23 protein-coding genes are annotated in these 17,844 nt (G+C 69.8%); 11 read left to right on the top strand and 12 right to left on the bottom strand.

What is annotated here, in order from left to right:
• Positions 1–171: 171 nt before the first annotated feature.
• Positions 172–1,272, top strand: coding sequence for a DUF3825 domain-containing protein (locus HKK72_RS08880; RefSeq protein ID WP_187233792.1), 1,101 nt, complete (start codon positions 172–174; stop codon positions 1,270–1,272).
• A 31-nt stretch (positions 1,273–1,303) separates the two neighbouring features.
• Here HKK72_RS08880 and HKK72_RS08875 read toward each other — a convergent pair whose 3' ends face one another.
• A complete protein-coding gene (locus HKK72_RS08875) occupies positions 1,304–1,453 on the bottom strand; it encodes a hypothetical protein (RefSeq protein WP_187233791.1) in 150 nt (49 codons plus the stop codon).
• Positions 1,454–1,476: 23 nt separating this feature from the next.
• Positions 1,477–2,268, bottom strand: coding sequence for an SAM-dependent methyltransferase (locus HKK72_RS08870; RefSeq protein WP_187233790.1), 792 nt, complete (start codon positions 2,266–2,268; stop codon positions 1,477–1,479).
• Between the two features lie 174 nt (positions 2,269–2,442).
• Here HKK72_RS08870 and HKK72_RS08865 point away from each other — a divergent pair, with 174 nt between their 5' ends.
• Positions 2,443–3,003, top strand: coding sequence for a hypothetical protein (locus HKK72_RS08865; protein WP_187233789.1), 561 nt, complete (start codon positions 2,443–2,445; stop codon positions 3,001–3,003).
• A 63-nt stretch (positions 3,004–3,066) separates the two neighbouring features.
• Here HKK72_RS08865 and HKK72_RS08860 read toward each other — a convergent pair whose 3' ends face one another.
• The 7 genes from HKK72_RS08860 to clpS form a co-directional block, all read right to left on the bottom strand.
• Positions 3,067–3,522: a hypothetical protein gene (locus tag HKK72_RS08860; protein ID WP_187233788.1), complete on the bottom strand. Its 456-nt coding sequence runs from the start codon at positions 3,520–3,522 to the stop codon at positions 3,067–3,069.
• 139 nt (positions 3,523–3,661) lie between these two features.
• Positions 3,662–4,351: a hypothetical protein gene (locus HKK72_RS08855; RefSeq protein ID WP_187233787.1), complete on the bottom strand. Its 690-nt coding sequence runs from the start codon at positions 4,349–4,351 to the stop codon at positions 3,662–3,664.
• Positions 4,352–4,391: 40 nt separating this feature from the next.
• Entirely contained in the window at positions 4,392–5,339 is a 948-nt protein-coding gene (locus HKK72_RS08850; RefSeq protein WP_187233786.1) for a PLP-dependent cysteine synthase family protein, read from the bottom strand.
• Between the two features lies 1 nt (position 5,340).
• On the bottom strand, positions 5,341–5,631 hold the full coding sequence (locus HKK72_RS08845) for a MoaD/ThiS family protein (protein ID WP_187233785.1): 291 nt from the start codon (positions 5,629–5,631) through the stop codon (positions 5,341–5,343).
• Positions 5,632–5,918: 287 nt separating this feature from the next.
• The gene (locus HKK72_RS08840; protein WP_187233784.1) at positions 5,919–6,329 is read right to left on the bottom strand and encodes a Mov34/MPN/PAD-1 family protein; all 411 of its coding nucleotides are present in this window, start codon (positions 6,327–6,329) and stop codon (positions 5,919–5,921) included.
• 65 nt (positions 6,330–6,394) lie between these two features.
• On the bottom strand, positions 6,395–6,919 hold the full coding sequence (locus HKK72_RS08835; protein WP_187233783.1) for a DUF2017 domain-containing protein: 525 nt from the start codon (positions 6,917–6,919) through the stop codon (positions 6,395–6,397).
• A gap of 48 nt (positions 6,920–6,967) precedes the next feature.
• Positions 6,968–7,258 (bottom strand): ATP-dependent Clp protease adapter ClpS, encoded by a 291-nt coding sequence (clpS, locus tag HKK72_RS08830; RefSeq protein ID WP_187233782.1) that lies wholly within the window; start codon positions 7,256–7,258, stop codon positions 6,968–6,970.
• A gap of 73 nt (positions 7,259–7,331) precedes the next feature.
• Between clpS and HKK72_RS08825 the strand changes: the two genes are divergently transcribed.
• The 6 genes from HKK72_RS08825 (at position 7,332) to HKK72_RS39765 (ending at position 12,593) form a co-directional block, all read left to right on the top strand.
• The gene (locus tag HKK72_RS08825; RefSeq protein WP_315987153.1) at positions 7,332–8,678 is read left to right on the top strand and encodes a nicotinate phosphoribosyltransferase; all 1,347 of its coding nucleotides are present in this window, start codon (positions 7,332–7,334) and stop codon (positions 8,676–8,678) included.
• Positions 8,679–8,758: 80 nt separating this feature from the next.
• Positions 8,759–9,592: a glutamate racemase gene (gene murI / locus HKK72_RS08820; protein WP_187233780.1), complete on the top strand. Its 834-nt coding sequence runs from the start codon at positions 8,759–8,761 to the stop codon at positions 9,590–9,592.
• Between the two features lie 26 nt (positions 9,593–9,618).
• Positions 9,619–10,371, top strand: coding sequence for an MBL fold metallo-hydrolase (locus HKK72_RS08815; protein WP_187233779.1), 753 nt, complete (start codon positions 9,619–9,621; stop codon positions 10,369–10,371).
• 129 nt (positions 10,372–10,500) lie between these two features.
• Complete coding sequence (gene rph, locus HKK72_RS08810) at positions 10,501–11,223, top strand: ribonuclease PH (RefSeq protein ID WP_187233778.1); 723 nt, start codon at positions 10,501–10,503, stop codon at positions 11,221–11,223.
• Entirely contained in the window at positions 11,220–11,891 is a 672-nt protein-coding gene (gene rdgB, locus HKK72_RS08805) for an RdgB/HAM1 family non-canonical purine NTP pyrophosphatase (RefSeq protein WP_187233777.1), read from the top strand. Before rph ends, rdgB begins: the two co-directional genes overlap by 4 nt.
• A 51-nt stretch (positions 11,892–11,942) precedes the next feature.
• On the top strand, positions 11,943–12,593 hold the full coding sequence (locus HKK72_RS39765; RefSeq protein WP_222720506.1) for a ribosomal protein L7/L12: 651 nt from the start codon (positions 11,943–11,945) through the stop codon (positions 12,591–12,593).
• A 25-nt stretch (positions 12,594–12,618) separates the two neighbouring features.
• On the opposite strand, the gene HKK72_RS08795 is transcribed toward HKK72_RS39765, so the two are convergent.
• Together HKK72_RS08795 and HKK72_RS08790 are read right to left on the bottom strand one after the other, a co-directional pair.
• A complete protein-coding gene (locus HKK72_RS08795) occupies positions 12,619–13,557 on the bottom strand; it encodes a sensor histidine kinase (protein ID WP_187233776.1) in 939 nt (312 codons plus the stop codon).
• Positions 13,554–14,474, bottom strand: coding sequence for an MEDS domain-containing protein (locus HKK72_RS08790; RefSeq protein WP_261986668.1), 921 nt, complete (start codon positions 14,472–14,474; stop codon positions 13,554–13,556). Before HKK72_RS08790 ends, HKK72_RS08795 begins: the two co-directional genes overlap by 4 nt.
• A gap of 201 nt (positions 14,475–14,675) precedes the next feature.
• Between HKK72_RS08790 and HKK72_RS08785 the strand changes: the two genes are divergently transcribed.
• Both HKK72_RS08785 and mtnB read left to right on the top strand, forming a co-directional pair.
• Positions 14,676–15,254, top strand: coding sequence for a 1,2-dihydroxy-3-keto-5-methylthiopentene dioxygenase (locus tag HKK72_RS08785; RefSeq protein ID WP_187233775.1), 579 nt, complete (start codon positions 14,676–14,678; stop codon positions 15,252–15,254).
• Positions 15,251–15,838, top strand: a complete 588-nt coding sequence (mtnB, locus tag HKK72_RS08780; RefSeq protein ID WP_187233774.1) for a methylthioribulose 1-phosphate dehydratase — start codon at positions 15,251–15,253, stop codon at positions 15,836–15,838. The genes HKK72_RS08785 and mtnB overlap by 4 nt, the downstream gene beginning before the upstream one ends.
• Here mtnB and mtnA read toward each other — a convergent pair.
• Entirely contained in the window at positions 15,819–16,835 is a 1,017-nt protein-coding gene (gene mtnA / locus HKK72_RS08775) for an S-methyl-5-thioribose-1-phosphate isomerase (RefSeq protein WP_187233773.1), read from the bottom strand. The genes mtnB and mtnA overlap by 20 nt on opposite strands.
• A 171-nt stretch (positions 16,836–17,006) precedes the next feature.
• Between mtnA and HKK72_RS08770 the strand changes: the two genes are divergently transcribed.
• Positions 17,007–17,844, top strand: an 838-nt coding sequence (locus HKK72_RS08770; RefSeq protein ID WP_187233772.1) for a BMP family ABC transporter substrate-binding protein, incomplete at its 3' end; no start/stop codon positions are given.

The following is a 17,844-nucleotide window of genomic DNA, read 5'->3' as shown; positions in this document are numbered from 1 at the left end:
GCACACTCCACAGCGGCTCTAGAATCACGTTCGAGTCGAACTGTACCCCGCGTGATGGCGGCGCCGGCAGGCGGACCCAAGGGCCGTGCGTAGACCTTTGTTCAAGGTGGGGTGAACGGGGTCGATGTGGGAGCAACTACCCTGGAGAATTCCCTGACTCGGAGAGACGCTGTGACGCTGCACGAATCGAAGCATGCCGGCTACACCGACCGCGGCCGGCTTCACCAGCACTTCGCCGGAGACACCTCGGCGCCGGCGGCGCAGCCCGACACCGAGCCCGCCGCTCCACTGCCGCCGCTCGCCGACGCCCAGCCGCCCATGCCCGCGGGATCGTCGTCCATGCCCGCGGGTCAGTCGCCGATGCCCGGACCGTCGCCGCTCCCCGGTGGGCCGTCCACTCGTCCGGTGGGCCATTCGCCCATTCCGAGCGGCCCGTCGCCGCTGTCCGGCGGCACCGTGATGCCCGGAGGCCCGCCGGCGGCACAGCGCCGATCCCAGCGCCTGCTCCACAAGCACGCGGACCTGGGCCTCGGCACCGGTGACGACGACTGCTTCACGCGGCTCGCCCGGCTGGCCGAGCGGGAGCACTGGGCGGGGCGCTCCGCCGGCCGGCCCGATGAGACCTGGGTACTGCGCGAGTACATCGAGTGGACCTTCGAGCGGCTCCAGCAGCAGCGCCTCGTGGTGACCTCGCCCGACGGCGGCCACAGCGTCTTCAACACCGGTCTGGCCACCGCGCAGCAGGAGACCATCTACGGCCTCTTCACGCCCAACAACGACCCCGACGGGCCGCCCTGGCAACTGGGCGGCTGGCTGCCGGAGGGCGACGGGCGCCTGCTCGACCGCTTTCCCGAACTGCCGGGCCTCGCGACCTACACCGACGACCCGGGCGATTTCGTGTACGACTGGCGGCGTGAGCTGACGGTCGTACCCAAGCAGCTCCTGGAGTCCAAGGACAGCCTGGCGGTGCTGCCCGGCCCGCTGCGCAGCAACCCCTATCAGGCCAGCCTGGTGCTGGAGGGCGCCGTCCGGCGCGCGGAGTCGCGGGTGCGCCGCAGCTACCGTGCCGCCGTGCCGTGCTGGGACCCGGCGCATGAGCGGGTGCAGTTGCTGCTGCCGTTGTCGCTCACCACACCCGAGAGCGTCGACGCGGCGCTGGTGGTGTCGCGGGAGGGCGAGGGCTACCGGGGGACCATGGTGCTGGGCCTCGACGTGGCCTACGCGCGCGCCCGTCAGATCGCCCGCCCGGAGGAGTGGCTCACCGCCCGGTGACGCCGGCCGCAGGCCGGCCGGGCCGGCGGGCTCAGCCGCCGTCGCCCGCAGCCGCGATCATCCAGCCCTGCGGGGGCAGCCGGACCCGGCCCGCGTGGACGTCGCCGCCGCCCGCGACGCTGCGCCAGTCGTCCGTGGGCAATGCCGGCTCCACCGGCTCGTTCCAGAGGATGATGACCACGTCCGGCGCGCTACGAGGGCGGCCTAGGGCTTGCGGCCGACTCCGGCGAGGGTCTTGGCGGGGAACGACCTGCCGTTCGGGTTGCGCCACCGGTCGGTCTCCACGACGCCCGGTTCGAGCAGTTCCAGGCCGTCGAACAGCGCCTCGATCTCCTGACGGGTTCGCGCGACGACCTGAGCCGTCGTCCGATCGAAGACGTCCGCGAACTGTGACCGTTGCCGGTCCGGCGGGTTCTCGCTCGTGCCCACGGAGATCACCAGGACCGAGCCCGAGGCCATCCACGCACGGAAGGTCCCTGCGATCATTTCCGCGTTCTCGGTGAAGTGCAGCACCGCGGTCATGAGGACCGCCACCGGCTCGCCCGGATCTATGAGCCCGGTCAGCTCCGGATGGGCGAGGAGCGGTTCGGGGTCGCGGATGTCCGCTTCGATGCAGCCGATCCCGTCCTGGCGGGACCGCCAGGCGCGGTTGTGCGCCGACACGATCGGGTCGTTGTCGACGTACACGGTGCGCGCGGCCGGGTGGACGGATCGTGCGACCTCGTGCACGTTCGGCGAGGTCGGGATGCCGGTGCCGAGGTCCACGAACTGCCTGATCCCGGCCTCGGCCGCGATCCGCACCGCCGTGCACACGAACCTGCGGTTGGCGCGCGCATGCTCGGCGATGTCCGGCGCGACCGTCTTGAGCTCCTCGGCGGCCGCGCGGTCGGCGGGAAAGTTGTCCTTACCGCCGAGGAGGTAGTCGTAGATTCGAGCGCTGCTCGGGACTCGCACGTCCACGGACGCTCTGTTGCCGTGTGCGTCCTGCTCTGGCATCTCCGGTCCCATCCCCAACCCGAGTCGTGGCCGGCCGTCCGGCGCTCCGCGGTGTGGGATCGCCCCATGACCGCATCGCGTCCTGGTCGGATAGCACGTCACTGTAAATCAGCGGATGTCGTCGTAACGTTACGGATTCACCACGAACCGTACGGCTTCTGGATCTACGTTCAGATGGTGACGGCCGCGGACATCGACCAGCAGATCACGCCGATCGCCGACTCATTGCGCGCCGCGGCCAACGCGGTCGGGCATCCCGACACGGCCGACCGCCTGGTGACGACGCTGCGCGCGGCCTTGGCGGCCTTGGACGCGCTGCCGCGCACGGACGAGTTCTGGGCGGGATGGGCCAATGACCGGCCCACCATCACCAAGCTCTGGGAGTACGCCAGGTACCGGCTCGACCGCGACCCCGATGACCGTCTCGCCGGTCGGACGCTGGTCGCGCTCGCGTTGTCGTACGGCGCCAACGACGGGGGGTTGCCGCACCTGACCGCGGAGGTCACCGCGGATGCCACCGTCGTGGGCGACGCGGTGATCGCGGCGCAGTGGATCTGGTCCCAGATCGGCATCGACACCACGTATGAGTTGCGTCGGACGCTCTCCGCCGCCGACCGGGCCGCAGTGGAGCGCCTGGCACGGGAGCATCAGGGCTGGGCCGCGGTGGCCGCCCGGATCGCTCTCGACGTCCTCGACGGTGCGAGCCTCGATGAGGCGTACACCCGTTACCGCTGACGAACACCCGACCCGGATCGGAAGGCCAGGAGGGCCGGCACCGTGGCGTGCGTACGGCCTCGGTCAGGGCTCTCGCAGTGCGAGCCGGTACGGAGCCGCGAGATCCTTCCCCGCGCGAGTGGTGGCGACCCGGACGGCGGAACCCCACTTCGTGCCCAACTGGTCGAAGTACGTGCTGACGGCCAGAGCGCGGACCACCTCGCCTCGGTGCGTGAAGAAGAGCAGATCCGCCTCGTAGCCGTACCGGTAGGCATCGGAAACCACTCGCTCGCCCAATGCGCGGTTGATCTCCTCGCCAGGGGTGTAGCCGCCGGACAGGTACACGGAGTCCCAGGGGAAGTCGGTGAGATCGCTCAGCAGGACGCTGCCGCCTTGCTCGGTCATCGATCTCAGGGACCGGTCGAGGCGCGCGTCTCCCTGGACATCGATGCCGGACCGGGCGCAGCCGGCGAGGAGTGTCGCGACGAGCAACAGCGCCGGCAGCGACCTCAGGAACGGCAGTGACCTCAGGAACGGCATCGAGTCGTCTCCAGCAGATCAGGCGGATGGGCAGAGCAGTCGGCTGTTAGATGAGCGCACCGGCTCATCCGTGCCGTGACGGCGCGGGAGAATCACCCGCCTCCGTTCGGAAACCGACCCGCGTCGGCTCGTGCGGGGACTACGAGTCGTCGGTGTCGTCCTCATAAGGCGTCTCTTCGAGCAGGCGCAGATTGATGTCCTGGGCCCACTCCGCGGCGAACCGTTTCACCCGCAGCACCTCCTCGTGGTCCAGCCCGTAGTCCGCGAACTCCATGTCGTCACGGAGCTCGGCGCTCTCCAGCCGGGCGGCGAGCCGGTCGAGCGAGAAGTCGGGCTCGTGGGAGCGGCACAGCCACTCCAGCCGCTCGAAGCCGTAGGTGCCGGCGAGCGAGGCTGCGTCGATGAGATCGGGCGCGATGCCCCGATCGTGGACCGCACGCATGCTGAGCCCCACCGCGTCGTCGAAGCCGACGACCGGAAAGGCACCCAGCGTGGTCGGCGTCACGCTGAGGGCGGCGGTCATGAGGTCGATCCCACAGGACTCGCCCGAGGCCGGATCGGTGACGACGAGCCGGGCAGAGCGCTCGTCGCCGGTCGCCGTCTCGACCGTGAACCCACGCGCCCGGTAGGCGTCCGCGACCCGGGCCGCCACCTGGCCGGCCGGAAGGGGACCGGTGGTCACGAGGTCGAGACCCCGGCTCGGCCGGTCCACGAGCCCGTGCACACTCATGGAGTAGGCCCCGGCGAGCAGCAGCCCGCAGGTGTCGCACAGGCCGAGGGCCGACTCGACCAGCCGCTGGTGGAACGGCGGCAGGACGGGTGTCGTCATACCCCGAGTATCGGGGAGTCAGGTGCCGCGTGCCTGGCGATCAGGCCCAGAGCTGTCCTTCGAGGCGGGCTTCGGCCTCCTCGAGGGTGCCGCCGTAAGCGCCGGTGGAGAGGTACTTCCAGCCGCCGTCGGCCACGACGAACGCGATGTCGGCACGTTCGCCCGCCTTGACCGCCTTGCCGGCCATGCCGAGCGCGGCGTGCAGGGCGCCGCCGGTGGAGATCCCCGCGAAGATCCCCTCCTGTTCGAGGAGCTCGCGGGTGCGGCGCAACGCGTCCTTGGCGGCCACCGAGAACCGGGTGGTCAGCACCGAGGCGTCGTAGAGCTCCGGCACGAAGCCCTCGTCGATGTTGCGCAGCCCGTACACCAGCTCGCCGTAGCGCGGCTCGGCCGCGACGATCTTGACGTCGGGAACCTGCTCGCGCAGATAACGGCCCACGCCCATGAGGGTGCCGGTGGTCCCGAGGCCCGCGACGAAATGCGTGATCGTCGGCAGGTCCTCGAGCAGCTCAGGTCCGGTCGTCTCATAGTGCGCCAGGGCGTTGGCCTCGTTGCCGTACTGATAGAGCATCACCCAGTCCGGGTGCTCGCCGGCGAGCCCCTTGGCCACCCGTACGGCCTCGTTGGAACCGCCGGCCGCCGGCGAGGAGATGATCTCCGCGCCCCACATCTCCAGCAGCTGACGCCGCTCGGCGGAGGTGTTCTCGGGCATCACGCAGATCAGCCGGTAACCCTTGAGCTTGGCCACCATGGCCAGCGCGATGCCGGTATTGCCGGACGTCGGCTCGAGGATCGTGCAGCCCGGCCTGAGCAGTCCGTCCTTCTCCGCCTGCTCGATCATCCACATCGCCGGCCGGTCCTTCACCGAGCCGGTCGGGTTGCGGTCCTCGAGCTTGGCCCACAGCCGTACGCCCGCGGAGGGGGAGAGCCGGGGCAGGCCGACGAGCGGCGTGCGCCCGAGCGAGTCCAGCAGCGAGTCGAACCGCATCTCAGTGCAGGCCGTCGGCCGCGCCGCCCGCGACCGCGGGGAGGATCGTGACGTTGTCGCCGTCGGAGACCTCGGTGTCCAGACCGCCGAGGAAGCGGACGTCCTCGTCGTTGAGGTAGACGTTGACGAACCTCCGCAGGCCCTTGTCGTCGACCAGCCGGGCCTGCAGGCCGGGGTGACGGGCGTCCAGGTCGGTGAAGAGCTCTTCGAGCGTGCCGCCCTTGCCCTCGACGGCCTTGGCACCGCCTGTGAGGTTGCGCAGGATGGTGGGAATCCGGACCTCGATCGCCATCGCGATGGTCTCCTTAGCGTCGTACGGGGCTTGTGGTCGGTGGGCCAGGGGCCGCCAGGGCGTTAGACCCATTGAAACCGTTGGAACCGGACACGGCCTGGGCCCATCGCTAGACAACTCGGCGGGGCACTCGGCGAATTCCGGGCCGGGGGGACACCTCAGGAACAGTCGTAGACCACTTCGGCGCGGCAGTGCCCGAACAGGCAGTTCTGGACGGGCGACAGACGGGAGAAGCCGCGTGGCCTCCGCTCGATCGTCTGCATGTGCCCCAGTTTACCGAGTCAGCCTTAGGCCTCGACGATGCGGACCTCTTCCTCGGTCACCTGGCCGTCGACGATGCGGTAGGAGCGGAATTCGGCATCGCCGGGGTCGCGGGTCGAGACGAGCACGTAATGGGCGTTCGGCTCGGACGCGTAGGAGATGTCGGTGCGCGACGGGTAGGCCTCGGTGGCGGTGTGCGAGTGGTAGATCACCACCGGCTCCTCGTCCGCGTCGTCCATGGCCCGCCAAACCCGAAGCTGCTCCATCGAGTCGAAGCGGTAGAACGTCGGAGATCGCTCGGCGTTCGCCATCGCGATGAACCGGGTGGGGGTGTCAGAACCGATCGTGCCTGCCACGACACCGCACGCCTCGTCGGGATGGTCGGCCCTCGCGTGCGCAACGATCTTGTCGACGAGGGCCCGTTCGATCGTCAGCATGCTGGAAGGCTACCGAGCCGAGGCCCCGCGCCCGCCGTCGCCCGCCCGGTCGGCCGCCAGGCCGCCTACCAGAGAGCGCGGACGAGGCTCTCCTGCAGGAAGGTGAGCCAGTCGTAGACGGCGAACGTGGGGTAGCGCGGGTCACGCACATCGAGCCGGTCGAGTTTGTCGTTGAACTCCTCGGTGATGTCCAGCCGGGTGCCGAGCGCCAGCCGTACGTCGTTCAGCACCCGCAGCCAGGCCTGGGCCTGATCCTGGTCCAGAGTGATCTCGCCGGGGCGCAGGCCGTCCAGCACGATGCCCGCGTCGTGCCGCTTGCGGTCGCGCAGCCCCGCCTCGGTGTAACGCCGGAACTCATGCGCCGCGTCGGGGTCCTCGCGATAGGCGTCCGGGAACAGCCTGGCCAGCACGGGGTCGTCCGGCTTCTCGGCGCTATCGGAGATCCCGAAACCGGCCAGTTCACCCTCGCCGGCCGGCCGTTCGTCGACCAGCGCCACGAGCTGCTCCACCAGGGTGCGGACCACGGCGGCCTCCTCGGCCCCCAGCTTGAGCCGCACACCCTTGCCGGAGCGCTTAAACCCGGTGTTCATCGGCGGTCCGTTCCCGCACCATGGCTTGCACGACGGCTCACCCGTCGCTCAGACGTCCTGCTTGACCGTGGCCCACAGCCCGTAGGAGTGGAGGATCTCGACATCCCGCTCCATCTCCTCCCTGGTCCCGCTGGCCACGACGGCCCGGCCCTTGTGGTGTACGTCGAGCATGAGCTTCTCGGCCTTCTTCCGCGGGTAGCCGAACACCGACTGGAACACGTACGTGACATAGGACATCAGATTGATCGGATCATTCCAGACGATCGCGATCCACGGCCGGTCCTGCCGTATGTCCTCGTCGGACCGCGGCCGTTCGAGCTCAACCGGCGCGGTGCTCATCGGCTCGCATGCTCCCTTCGCTCATGGCCCTGCTCATCTATGGTGCACACACGGGGCCTTAGTGTTTCAACTTGTGGACCATGCGCCTTCACATTCATCTCAGAGCGAGCCGATGAGCACAGCGCTGCTGACCGATCAGTATGAACTGACCATGCTCCAGGGAGCCCTGGAGAGCGGCACGGCCGACCGGCCGGCCGTCTTCGAGGTCTTCGCCCGGCAGTTGCCGCCCGGACGCCGCTACGGGGTGGTGGCCGGCATCGGACGGCTGCTCGACGCGCTGGAGTCGTTCGTGTTCGACGACCCGGCGCTGGCGTTCCTGACCTCCCGCGGCATCGTCGACGACGCGACCGCCGGATGGCTGGCGAAGTACCGCTTCGGCGGGGACGTCTGGGGCTACGCGGAGGGCGACTGCTATTTTCCCGGCTCGCCGGTGCTGGTGGTGAAGGGGACGTTCGCCGAGGCGGCCATCCTCGAGACGCTGGTGCTCTCGGTGCTCAACCACGACTCGGCGATCGCCTCCGCGGCCGCGCGGATGGTGAGCGCCGCCGGAGGCCGCCCGATCATCGAGATGGGGTCGCGGCGCACGCATGAGATGGCCGCCGTGGCCGCCGCCCGGGCCGCCTACATCGCGGGATTCACCACCACCTCGAACCTAGAGGCGGGGCGCCTCTACGGGGTGCCGACGGCGGGCACCGCCGCACATTCCTTCACGCTGCTGCACGACAACGAGCGGCACGCGTTCCAGTCCCAGCTGGCCACGCTGGGCGCCGGCACGACACTGCTGGTCGACACCTACGACGTTGAGCGGGCCGTACGCGTGGCGGTCGAGCTCGCGGGGCCCGCGCTCGGCGCCGTCCGGATCGACAGCGGCGACCTGACGGTCATGGCGCGCCGGGTGCGTGCGCTCCTCGACTCGCTGGGCGCCGAGGAGACCCGCATCGTGGTCACCGGCGACCTGGACGAGTATTCCATCGCCGCACTGGCCGCCGCCCCCGTGGACGGGTACGGCGTCGGCACCTCGCTGGTGACCGGCTCGGGCGCGCCGACGGCCGGGCTGGTCTACAAGCTGGTGGCACGCGGTGACTCCGCCGACCCGGGCGCACCCATGCGCTCGGTGGCCAAGCGATCGGCGGAGAAGCAGGGCCGGGGCGGCCGCAAGTCGGTGGTCAGGCACATCGACGCGCACGGGGTGGCCCAGGCCGAGATCGTCACCACCGGCGAGTCGTCCCCGGGTCCGCACGACCGTACGCCGCTCGTGCCCCTCGTACGGGAGGGCGCCGTCATCGGCCGCGAACCGCTCGCCACCGCCCGCGCCCGGCACGTGCAGGCGCTCGGCGAGCTTCCGCCGACCGCCCTTCAGCTGTCGCGCGGCGACCCGGCCATCCCCACCGAGTTCGTGGACACGCACCTGTCCCCCTGACCGCTTTCGGGCAGGTGATGGTGTGATGTACAGCGCAATGTCCCACTGACACGGCACCTCGTCACCTAGCCTGGTTCACCATGTCAGACGCGCCGATCGGGATCTTCGACAGCGGGTTCGGCGGTCTCACCGTCGCACGAGCGATCCTCGATCAACTCCCCGGCGAGCCGATCCTCTATCTCGGCGACTCCGCCCGCCAGCCGTACGGCCCCCGGCCGATCGCCGAGGTCCGCTCCTACGCCCTCGAGATGCTCGACGAACTCGTCACCGAGGGCGTGAAGATGCTGGTCATCGCCTGTAACAGCGCCAGCGCGGCGGTGCTGCGGGACGCCCGCGAGCGCTATGACGTCCCGGTCGTCGAAGTGATCCTTCCCGCGGCCCGCCGGGCCGTGCGCGCCACTCGGCACGGCCGGGTCGGGCTCATCGCCACCAGCGCGACCGTCACCAGCCGGGCCTACGACGACGCCTTCGCCGCCGCCCCGCACATCGAGCTGACCAGCGTGGCGTGTCCCCGGTTCGTGGAGTTCGTCGAAAGCGGGGTGACCGCGGGCGACGAACTGCTCGAGATCGCCACGGACTACCTTCGGCCGATCACCGACGCCGGCTGCGACGCCTTGATCCTCGGGTGCACTCACTACCCATTGCTTACCGCCGTGATCTCGTACGTTGTCGGTGACGGGGTCACACTGGTCTCAAGTGCCGACGAGACCGCGAAGGACGTCTACCGAGTGCTGCACGACCAGGGGCTGGTACGCGCGGACCCGAAACCCGCGCCGAGGCACCGGTTCCGCGCGACCGGTGATCCCGCGATGTTCGCCGCCATCGGCCGCCGGTTCCTCGGGCCCGAGATCAGCATGGTCGAGACCGCCACGCCGAACGGTCAGGTCGTGAGCACCTGGTCCACCGCCACCTGACCCGTGTTTCGGAGGAGGAGATACGTGTGAGGCTCACCATCATCGGATGCTCTGGCAGTCTGCCGGGGCCGCAGAGCCCGGCGTCCTGTTACCTGGTCGAGGCGGACGGGTTCACCCTGCTGATCGATCTCGGCAGCGGCGCGCTGGGTCCGTTGCAGCGCTACCAGGACCTGCACGACATCGACGCGATCTTCCTCTCGCATCTGCACCCCGATCACTGCTTCGATCTCTGCGGCTACTGGATCGTGCGCACCTACTACGCGCGGCCCGGGCAGACCAAGATCCCGGTGTACGGGCCCGGTGGCACGGCGGACAGGATGGCCCAGGCGTACGGGCTGGACCCTGATCCGGGGATGCGGGAAACCTTTGATTTCCAGCCGCATTGTCTGGAGCCCTGCGATATCGGGCCGTTCCGGGTCACCACCGCCCGGATGAACCATCCCATCGAGACCTACGGTTTCCGGGTCGAACACAACGGCAAGGTGCTCGCCTATTCGGGGGACACGGGGGAATGCGATGCGCTCGTGGAACTCGCCCGCGACGCCGACGTCTTCCTGTGCGAGGCCTGCTGGTACGAGCAGCCGGACCTGCCGCCCGACATGCATCTGACCGGGCGTACGGCGGGCGAACACGCGGCCCGGGCCGGTGCGAAGAAGCTCGTGCTCACCCATCTGCTGCCATGGAACGACGCCGCCCGCACCTTGACCGAGGCGAAGGCGAGCGGGTTCCGCGGGGATATCGAGATCGCCCAACATGGCGTGTCCTATGACCTCGGCTGACCCATTCTGGCGGCGCGATATTCGGCCTCGCCGCCTCGCGGACAGGCCGAATTCGCGGTTTCCACCACCGCCACTGACCTGATTCGACGCCGGAAATACCCGGGGAACGACGGACGGTAGGGTGAGGACATGGCTCGCCCTGACGGTCGTGCGATCGACCAGCTCCGTCCTGTCCGCATCCAGCGCGGTTGGCTCTCCCACGCGGAGGGATCGGTGCTCGTGGAGTTCGGTGGCACCCGTGTGCTCTGCGCCGCGTCGGTGCAGACCAATGTGCCGCGGTGGCGGCGCGACAGCGGGCTCGGCTGGGTCACCGCGGAGTACGCCATGCTGCCGAGAGCCACCAACACCCGCAACGACCGTGAGTCCGTGAAGGGCAAGCTCGGCGGGCGCACCCAGGAGATCTCCCGCCTGGTCGGCCGATCGCTGCGGGCCTGCGTCGACTTCAAGGCGCTCGGCGAGAACACCATCATCTTGGACTGCGACGTGCTCGAGGCCGACGGCGGCACCCGTACGGCGGCCATTACCGGGGCATATGTCGCGCTGGCCGACGCGGTCGAGTGGCTGCGCGAGCGCAAGCTGGTCAAGGGCGACCCGCTGATCGCCTCGGTCGCCGCGGTCAGTGTGGGGGTCGTCGACGGGCAGCCCCGGCTGGACCTCTGCTACGAGGAGGACGTCACCGCCGAGACCGACATGAACGTGGTGTGCACCGGCGACGGCAGGTTCGTCGAGGTACAGGGCACCGCCGAGGGGCAGCCGTTCGACCGGGCCGAACTCGACGCGCTGCTCGACCTCGCCGCGGGCGGCTGCGCCGACCTGACCCGCATTCAGAAGGAAGCCCTCGACCGGTCATGAAGATCGTGCTGGCCACCCGGAATCAGGGCAAGATCGTTGAACTGCGGCGGATCCTCGCGGGCGACGGGGACGCCGCCCACGTGGACGGGCCAGGCCCCGAGGTCTTCGACGTCGTCGGACTCGAGGAGTTCCCCGACGCTCCCGAGGTCCCCGAGACCGAGCTGACCTTCGAGGGAAACGCGCTGCTGAAGGCGCGCGCGATCGCCGCCTACACCGGGCTGCCCGCCGTGGCCGACGACTCGGGTCTCTGCGTCGACGTTCTGGGCGGGATGCCCGGCGTGCTCTCGGCCCGGTGGTCCGGCCGGTTCGGCGACGCCGCGGGCGACAAGGACCGCGCCAACCTGGAACTGCTGCTCGACCAGCTCGGCGACGTGGCGGCGAGGCACCGCACCGCGCATTTCGCGTGCGCGGCGGCGTTCGTGCTGCCGTCAGGTGAGGAGCATGTGGTCGAGGGGCGGATGGACGGGCGGGTCATCGAGGCGCCCCGGGGGTCCGGCGGCTTCGGCTACGACCCACTGTTCGTGCCCGACGGCGAGTCGCGCACGACGGCCGAGCTGCCGCCCGCGGACAAGGACGCCATCAGTCACCGGGGCCGGGCCTTCCGCGCCCTGGCACCTGTGATCGACCGTTACCGGGATCGGGATCGGCGGAAAACTCCGGGGGCGTGACGACGCGCGAGGTGCCGGCGAATTTGGGCTTCGGACCTCTAAAGTGGGCGAATGAGGGAGCTGGGGGCGTCGGGCGGCATCTCGCCCATGCTGGTATTTCTGCTGGTCCTACCGATGTTCTTTCTCGTCGTCCTGCTGATCGGCCTGCTCGCGACGGCCGGTGCGGCGCGGCGGAAGGCCGTGTCGATGCCTCCGCAGGTTGCCTTGGCGCCCGAGGTCGAGGCGAGTGTGCGCGATCTGGTCGCCCGGCGGAAGAAGATCGAAGCGATCAAGCTCGTACGAGAGCACAGCGGCCTGGGGCTCAAGGACGCCAAGGCCCTCGTCGATGCGGTAGAGGCCGAATACTCGCTCGATCCGGGTTCGGGGCGGTTCGGCGGGCCCGGCGGATTCCCCGGCCCCGGCTTCGGTCCCGCGGGCAGGGTCGCTCCGCAGACGCGGGCACGAGCTGAGGAGATCATCGCGCGTGGGGCGATGATCGAGGCGATCAAGTTGGTACGGAAAGAGACCGGGCTCGGTCTCATAGAGGCGAAGGATTACTGCGAAGCGCTGCGCGACGGCCGGGTGCCGCCGGCGGGCCCGCTGTCGGAGCGGGCACGGACGCTGATCTCGGCCGGTGACCGCACCTCCGCCGTCGCGTTGGTGTGCCGTGAGACCGGCATGTCGCAGAGCGAGGCGGAGGCGTTCCTCGACGCCCTCGGCTGACCTCGCGGTGTCTCGGGCGATCGCGTCACAGTGCGGTGTGGAGCCGTACGACCGTGCCGGATCCGCCGGAGCGCACCTGTGCGACGTCGACCAGCATGCGGGCCGCCCACAGCCCGAAGCCACCGGCCGTCGCCGACTTCGGGGGCAGGAAACCGAGCAGGGCGTGGCGATCCCACTGTCCGTGGTCGGCGACCTCGCACACCAGATCGGTGTCCTCGGCCCATACGCGAAGGGTCACCGGCGGAGTGCCGTGGCGCAGGGCATTGGTGGCGATCTCAGTGACGGCGACGAGCAGGTTGCTCAGAGAGGCGTCCGCCTGTCGGTGCCGCCGTGCCCGCTCGGTGACGAAGGCCCGCAACTCGTGCAGGTCGTCCTCGCGCGCGATCGGCAGCGACTCGACGGCGCCGGCGGGCGGCGGTAGCGGCGAGGAGTCGCATTCGGCGTTGAAGGCGGCGGGGTCGACGAACGCGTCACTGCTCCTCGCTGCACCGCTCCCTGGGCGACCTCCGTCGGCCACCTCGGGGTGCGTACGCAGGGCCGCGGAGATGATCTCACTGTCCAGGCGGACCTTGTCGTAGAGGCAGATGACCTGAGCTCCAAAGCCGGTGAACGCCACATTGACCACCGACTCGTAGCGCTGCCACTCCACGGTCTGCACAGGTGAGCGCCCGTGCCAGATGGGCTCGGCGAGGGCTCGCACCCGCCGTGGCGCGGCCTCGTGGACGAAGTCGTTGTAGGCGGCGACCGTACGCACCGGGTGTTCGTACCAATCGGCGGCGTCAATGAACGTCATCGCCTCGGCGTCGTCGCCGAAGGTGTCGCGCAGGGCCTCGATATGGACCGAGGGGATGACGGCCAGGATGGCCTCGCCGGACTCCAGGCCGGATCGCAGGAAAGGGACGGTCACGTCGAGGATGTCGTCCTGCCCGCCGTACAGCAGGGCGCGGTGCACGAGTGGTGTCATGAGGACACCCCGTTGCGGTCGCCGTTGCCGCGGGAGTCGCCGTTGCCGTGGGAGAGTCCGGGGAACCGGTCCCAGCCCACCATCTCGATGATGTTGGCGACGTCCGGCGGCAGGTTGTCGAGCACGAGAACGCTGCCGGCCGGCATCCGCATGGCGTGTCCGGCGAGAAGGTTCAGCGCGCCGAGGTCGATGAAGCGCAGTTTGGTCAGGTCGAGGTGGATCTGCCGGCCGCTGGCCGTGACCGACGAGAGAGTCTCGGCGAACACGGCGTGCCGCGCCCCGTCGAGCTCTCCTTCGAGGCGCAGGCCGTGCGGTTCGAAGGTGCGCGTGATGCGCAATATCCCATCATCGAATGCCGGGTTCGCTTTCACGAGGACCTCGTGGCTGTTCCGGAGGGCGGTGAGCTGATCGGGCGTGCACCTGTGCGGATCGATCTGGCAGATCGCCATCGCCATCGTGCTGGGCGCGACCGCCGCCTCGAACCACCCCTCGCAGCCGAGCAGCAGCTCGGACCCCTTTGGTTCGCCCAGCGCCCAGCTCATGTCGGCCGTGATCCGCACGGCGCGGTACCCCTCGTCGAAGGCCACGGCGATCTCGCGTTCGAGCGTCCGTAGCATCAGGTCGGGGTCGAAGTGTCCGCGGTTGAGGCAAGAGTGTTCCCGAGGAATGAGCCGCAGCTGACCGGCCTCGGCGAACGGTTCCGGATCGATGCGGCGGGTCAGGACGCGCGGCAGCTCGCCGGGGCTCGCGTCCGTGACGTAGACGACCTTCTCGTCGGTCTTGAGGCCGTCGTAGACGAACGTGCCGACCACCTGTTCGCGCTCATCGGTGTTGGCGAACGCGAGCCATGCGTGGTCGCCTGGCCGCATGTCGCCCACCGGGCGCTCAACGAGCCAGGTCACCATGGTCCTGCCCATCGCGGTCGTGCATAGGCCTCTCAGCGTACGCCGCCGGGGGCAGGTTTGTGGCAACCCTTATCGGAAGTGAATGGAGGGTGACAAACCCGTTCCAGCGAGTGAGGGACAGGCATCTTGACTTTTCCTACTTCGACGGTAGATACACTGACCAAGCTCCCCTGCGGTCGGCTTCGGTTCCCGGCCCCAACGTGAGGAATCACCATGACTCTGCTGACCATCTGGCCTGACGACCGACCTGGAACGTTCCTAGACCAGACCTCCGACCCCGAGCGGATCGAGGCGCTGCTGGCCGAGATCGGTATCCGCTTCGAGCGCTGGGCGACCGACGTAGTGCTGCCCCCCGACGCCGGCCAGGACGAGGTGCTCGCCGCCTATCGCGAGCAGGTCGACCGGCTCAACGCGGCCGAGGGATTCGCCACGGTCGACGTGGCGGCGCTGCGCCCGAGCGACGACCCGGAGTGGCCGGCCAAGGCCAAGGCGGCCCGCGAGAAGTTCCTCAACGAGCACACCCACGACGATGACGACGAGGTCCGCTTCTTCGTGCACGGCGCGGGCGTCTTCTACCTGCACATCGACGGCAAGGTGCACGCCGTGCTGTGCGAGGCCGGCGACCTGCTCGGCGTGCCGAAGGGCACGACGCACTGGTTCGACATGGGCACCTCGCCGGACTTCGTCGCGATCCGGTTCTTCCACGAGGAGGACGGCTGGATCGGCACGTTCACGGGCAGTGACATCTCCAGCCGGTTCCCCGACTTCGACACGCTGAAGGCCCTCATATGACGACACCGGGGGAGACCCTGGCGACGGAGTCCGAACGGTTCGCGTCCTTCGGCTGGATGCGCGGCACCTCCGGAAACCTCTCCGCGGTGGTGTCGCGCGACCCGCTGCGGCTGGCCGTGACCGCCAGCGGCCTCGACAAGGGGTCGCTCACCGGCTCGGACGTCGTCGTGGTGAACGAGGACGGCGCGGCGGTGGACGACTCGGGACGGCGGCCGTCGGCCGAGGCGGCGCTGCACGCGCGGATCGCCCGGCTGACCGGCGCGGGCGCGGTCGTGCACGTGCACACCGTCGAGGCGGTCGTGGCCGGCCGCCGCTGGCCGACGGGGATCAAGCTCGAGGGCCTGGAGATGCTCAAGGGCATCGGCGTCGCCGCCGAGGGCGAGCAGGTCACGCTCCCGGTGATCGCCAACAGCCAGGACATGGGCGTGCTCGGCGACAGGCTCGAGGCGGCCAGGGATCCACAGGTGCCGGCGGTCGTCGTCGCCGGGCACGGGCTCTACGCGTGGGGCGCCGACCCGATGCGGGCGCGCCACCACACCGAAGTGGTGCAGTGGCTGCTCGAGTTCAGTGTCCGGCTGGGATAGTCACCCCGGCCTCGGTGACGAGCGCGCTCACCAGCCGGGCCGGGGTCACGTCGAACGCCGGGTTGTAGGCGCGGGAGCCGCCGGGCGCCATCCGCAGACCGCCCACGGACAGCACCTCGTCCTCAGCGCGCTCCTCGATGTGGATGTCGTCGCCGCCGGCGGTGGCCGGGTCGAGCGTCGTGGTGGGCGCGGCCACGACGAACGGGATGCCGGCGTCGGCGCAGGCCAGCGCCACGCCGACCGAGCCGATCTTGTTGGCGACGTCTCCGTTGGCCGCCACCCGGTCCGCGCCGATCACGGCGACGTCGGCCAGCCCGCGCATGATGGTGCTGGCGGCGGCGCCATCGGCCTGCACATAGTGTTCGATGCCCTCGTGCGCCAGCTCCCAGGCGGTCAGCCGGGAACCCTGCAGCAACGGCCGCGTCTCGTCGACGTAGACCCGGTCGAGCACGCCGCGCGCGTGCAGTTCCCGTACGATCCCGAGCGCCGTTCCCCAGCCGGCGGTCGCGAGCGCCCCGGTGTTGCAGTGCGTCAACACCCGCAGTGGACGCCGCTCGACCCGCTCGAGGATCCAGTCGGCGCCGTACGCGCCGATCGCGCGATTGGCGGCCAGGTCCTCGGCCACGACGCGGTCGGCCTCGGCCAGCACCGCCTCGACGCCTCCGGCGACGTGCGGCAGAACGCGGTCGACCCCGCCGGCCAGGTTCACCGCGGTCGGCCTGGCCTCCCGGACGCGTGCGATGGCGGTGGTCACGGCCGCCTCATCCCAGCCCTCGCGCATGCCCTGGAGCAGCGCGATGGCGACGCCGTAGGCCCCGGCCGCGCCCAATGCGGGGGCGCCACGGACGGCGAGGGTCGTGATGGCCGCCACGAGCCCGTCCACGTCGTCGATGTCGAGGTACTCCAGCCGCACCGGCAGCACCGTCTGATCGATGAGCCGCAGGCCCGTGCCGTTCCAGGCCACCGCCCGCAGGTCCTCCGTCGTATGAGGGTCCATGGCCTGTGAAGCTAGCAGCCATGGCGCTGCTTCGCCCAAACCATGCCATATGACATTAAACAGGGCAGTACCATTCCCCTGTTGTCCGATCTCCTGCCGTACCCCGCCGTACCCCTGTTCTCCGCCCGTTCCTCAATCATTTCCGAGCCGCACCGCAGAAGAGGCTGTCCCATGCCCCCCAGACGACTTCGTTCACTCCTCACGCTCGCGCTGGGCCTCGCGGTGCTCGCGACCGGCTGCAACGCCTCCGCCGACAAGAAGACCGAGGCCGGCAAGCCGGGCAAGTCGTTCGTGCTCATCACCCCGAACGCGGTGGGCACCAACGATTTCCTGAAGCTCTCGGTGCAGGGCATCGAGGCGGCCGGCCGTCAGCACGGCGCCTCGACCAAGGTGCTGCAGAGCAACGACCCCACCACGATCACACAGAACGTCACCGCGGCGGCCCAGCAGAAGCCCGACGTCATCGTCGCCGTCGGCTTCGAGTTCAACGACGCCCTAGCCCAGGCGGCCGAGCGCAACCCACAGCAGCAGTTCGTGCTCGTGGACTCCTGCACCACGAAGCCGTTCCCCAACATCACCTGCGCGGTGTTCCGCGAGCACGAGGGCGTCTTCCTGGCCGGCGCCGAGGCCGGGCTGCTCACCAAGAGCAAGAAGGTGGGCGCCGTCGCCGCGCTCGACACCCCGCAGTTCCACCGGTTCTCCGACCCCTTCGGGCAGGGAGCCGAGAAGGTGAACCCGGGGGTCTCGTTCACCGACCTGTACGTCGGTGGGCAGAACCCGTTCAGCGACCCTGCCCGGGCCAAGGAGCAGGCCAGCGCGCTGACCGCCAAGGGGGTCGACGTCGTGATGGGCGCCGCGGCGGCCGGCAACAGCGGGATCTTCGACGCGGCGAAGGGCGGCAAGTTCACCGCCTGGGGGGTCGACACCAACCAGTGCCCGTCCGCGCCCGGCGTGGTGGTCGACAACGTCGTGAAGCGCACCGACGTGGTGATCGGCAGCTCGATCGGCG

The sequence above is a fragment of the Actinomadura sp. HBU206391 genome (assembly GCF_014323665.1).
Lineage (GTDB): Bacteria > Actinomycetota > Actinomycetes > Streptosporangiales > Streptosporangiaceae > Actinomadura_C.
Note: the sequence above shows the minus strand (reverse complement) of the source record. Positions and strands in the feature narration are given on the sequence as shown.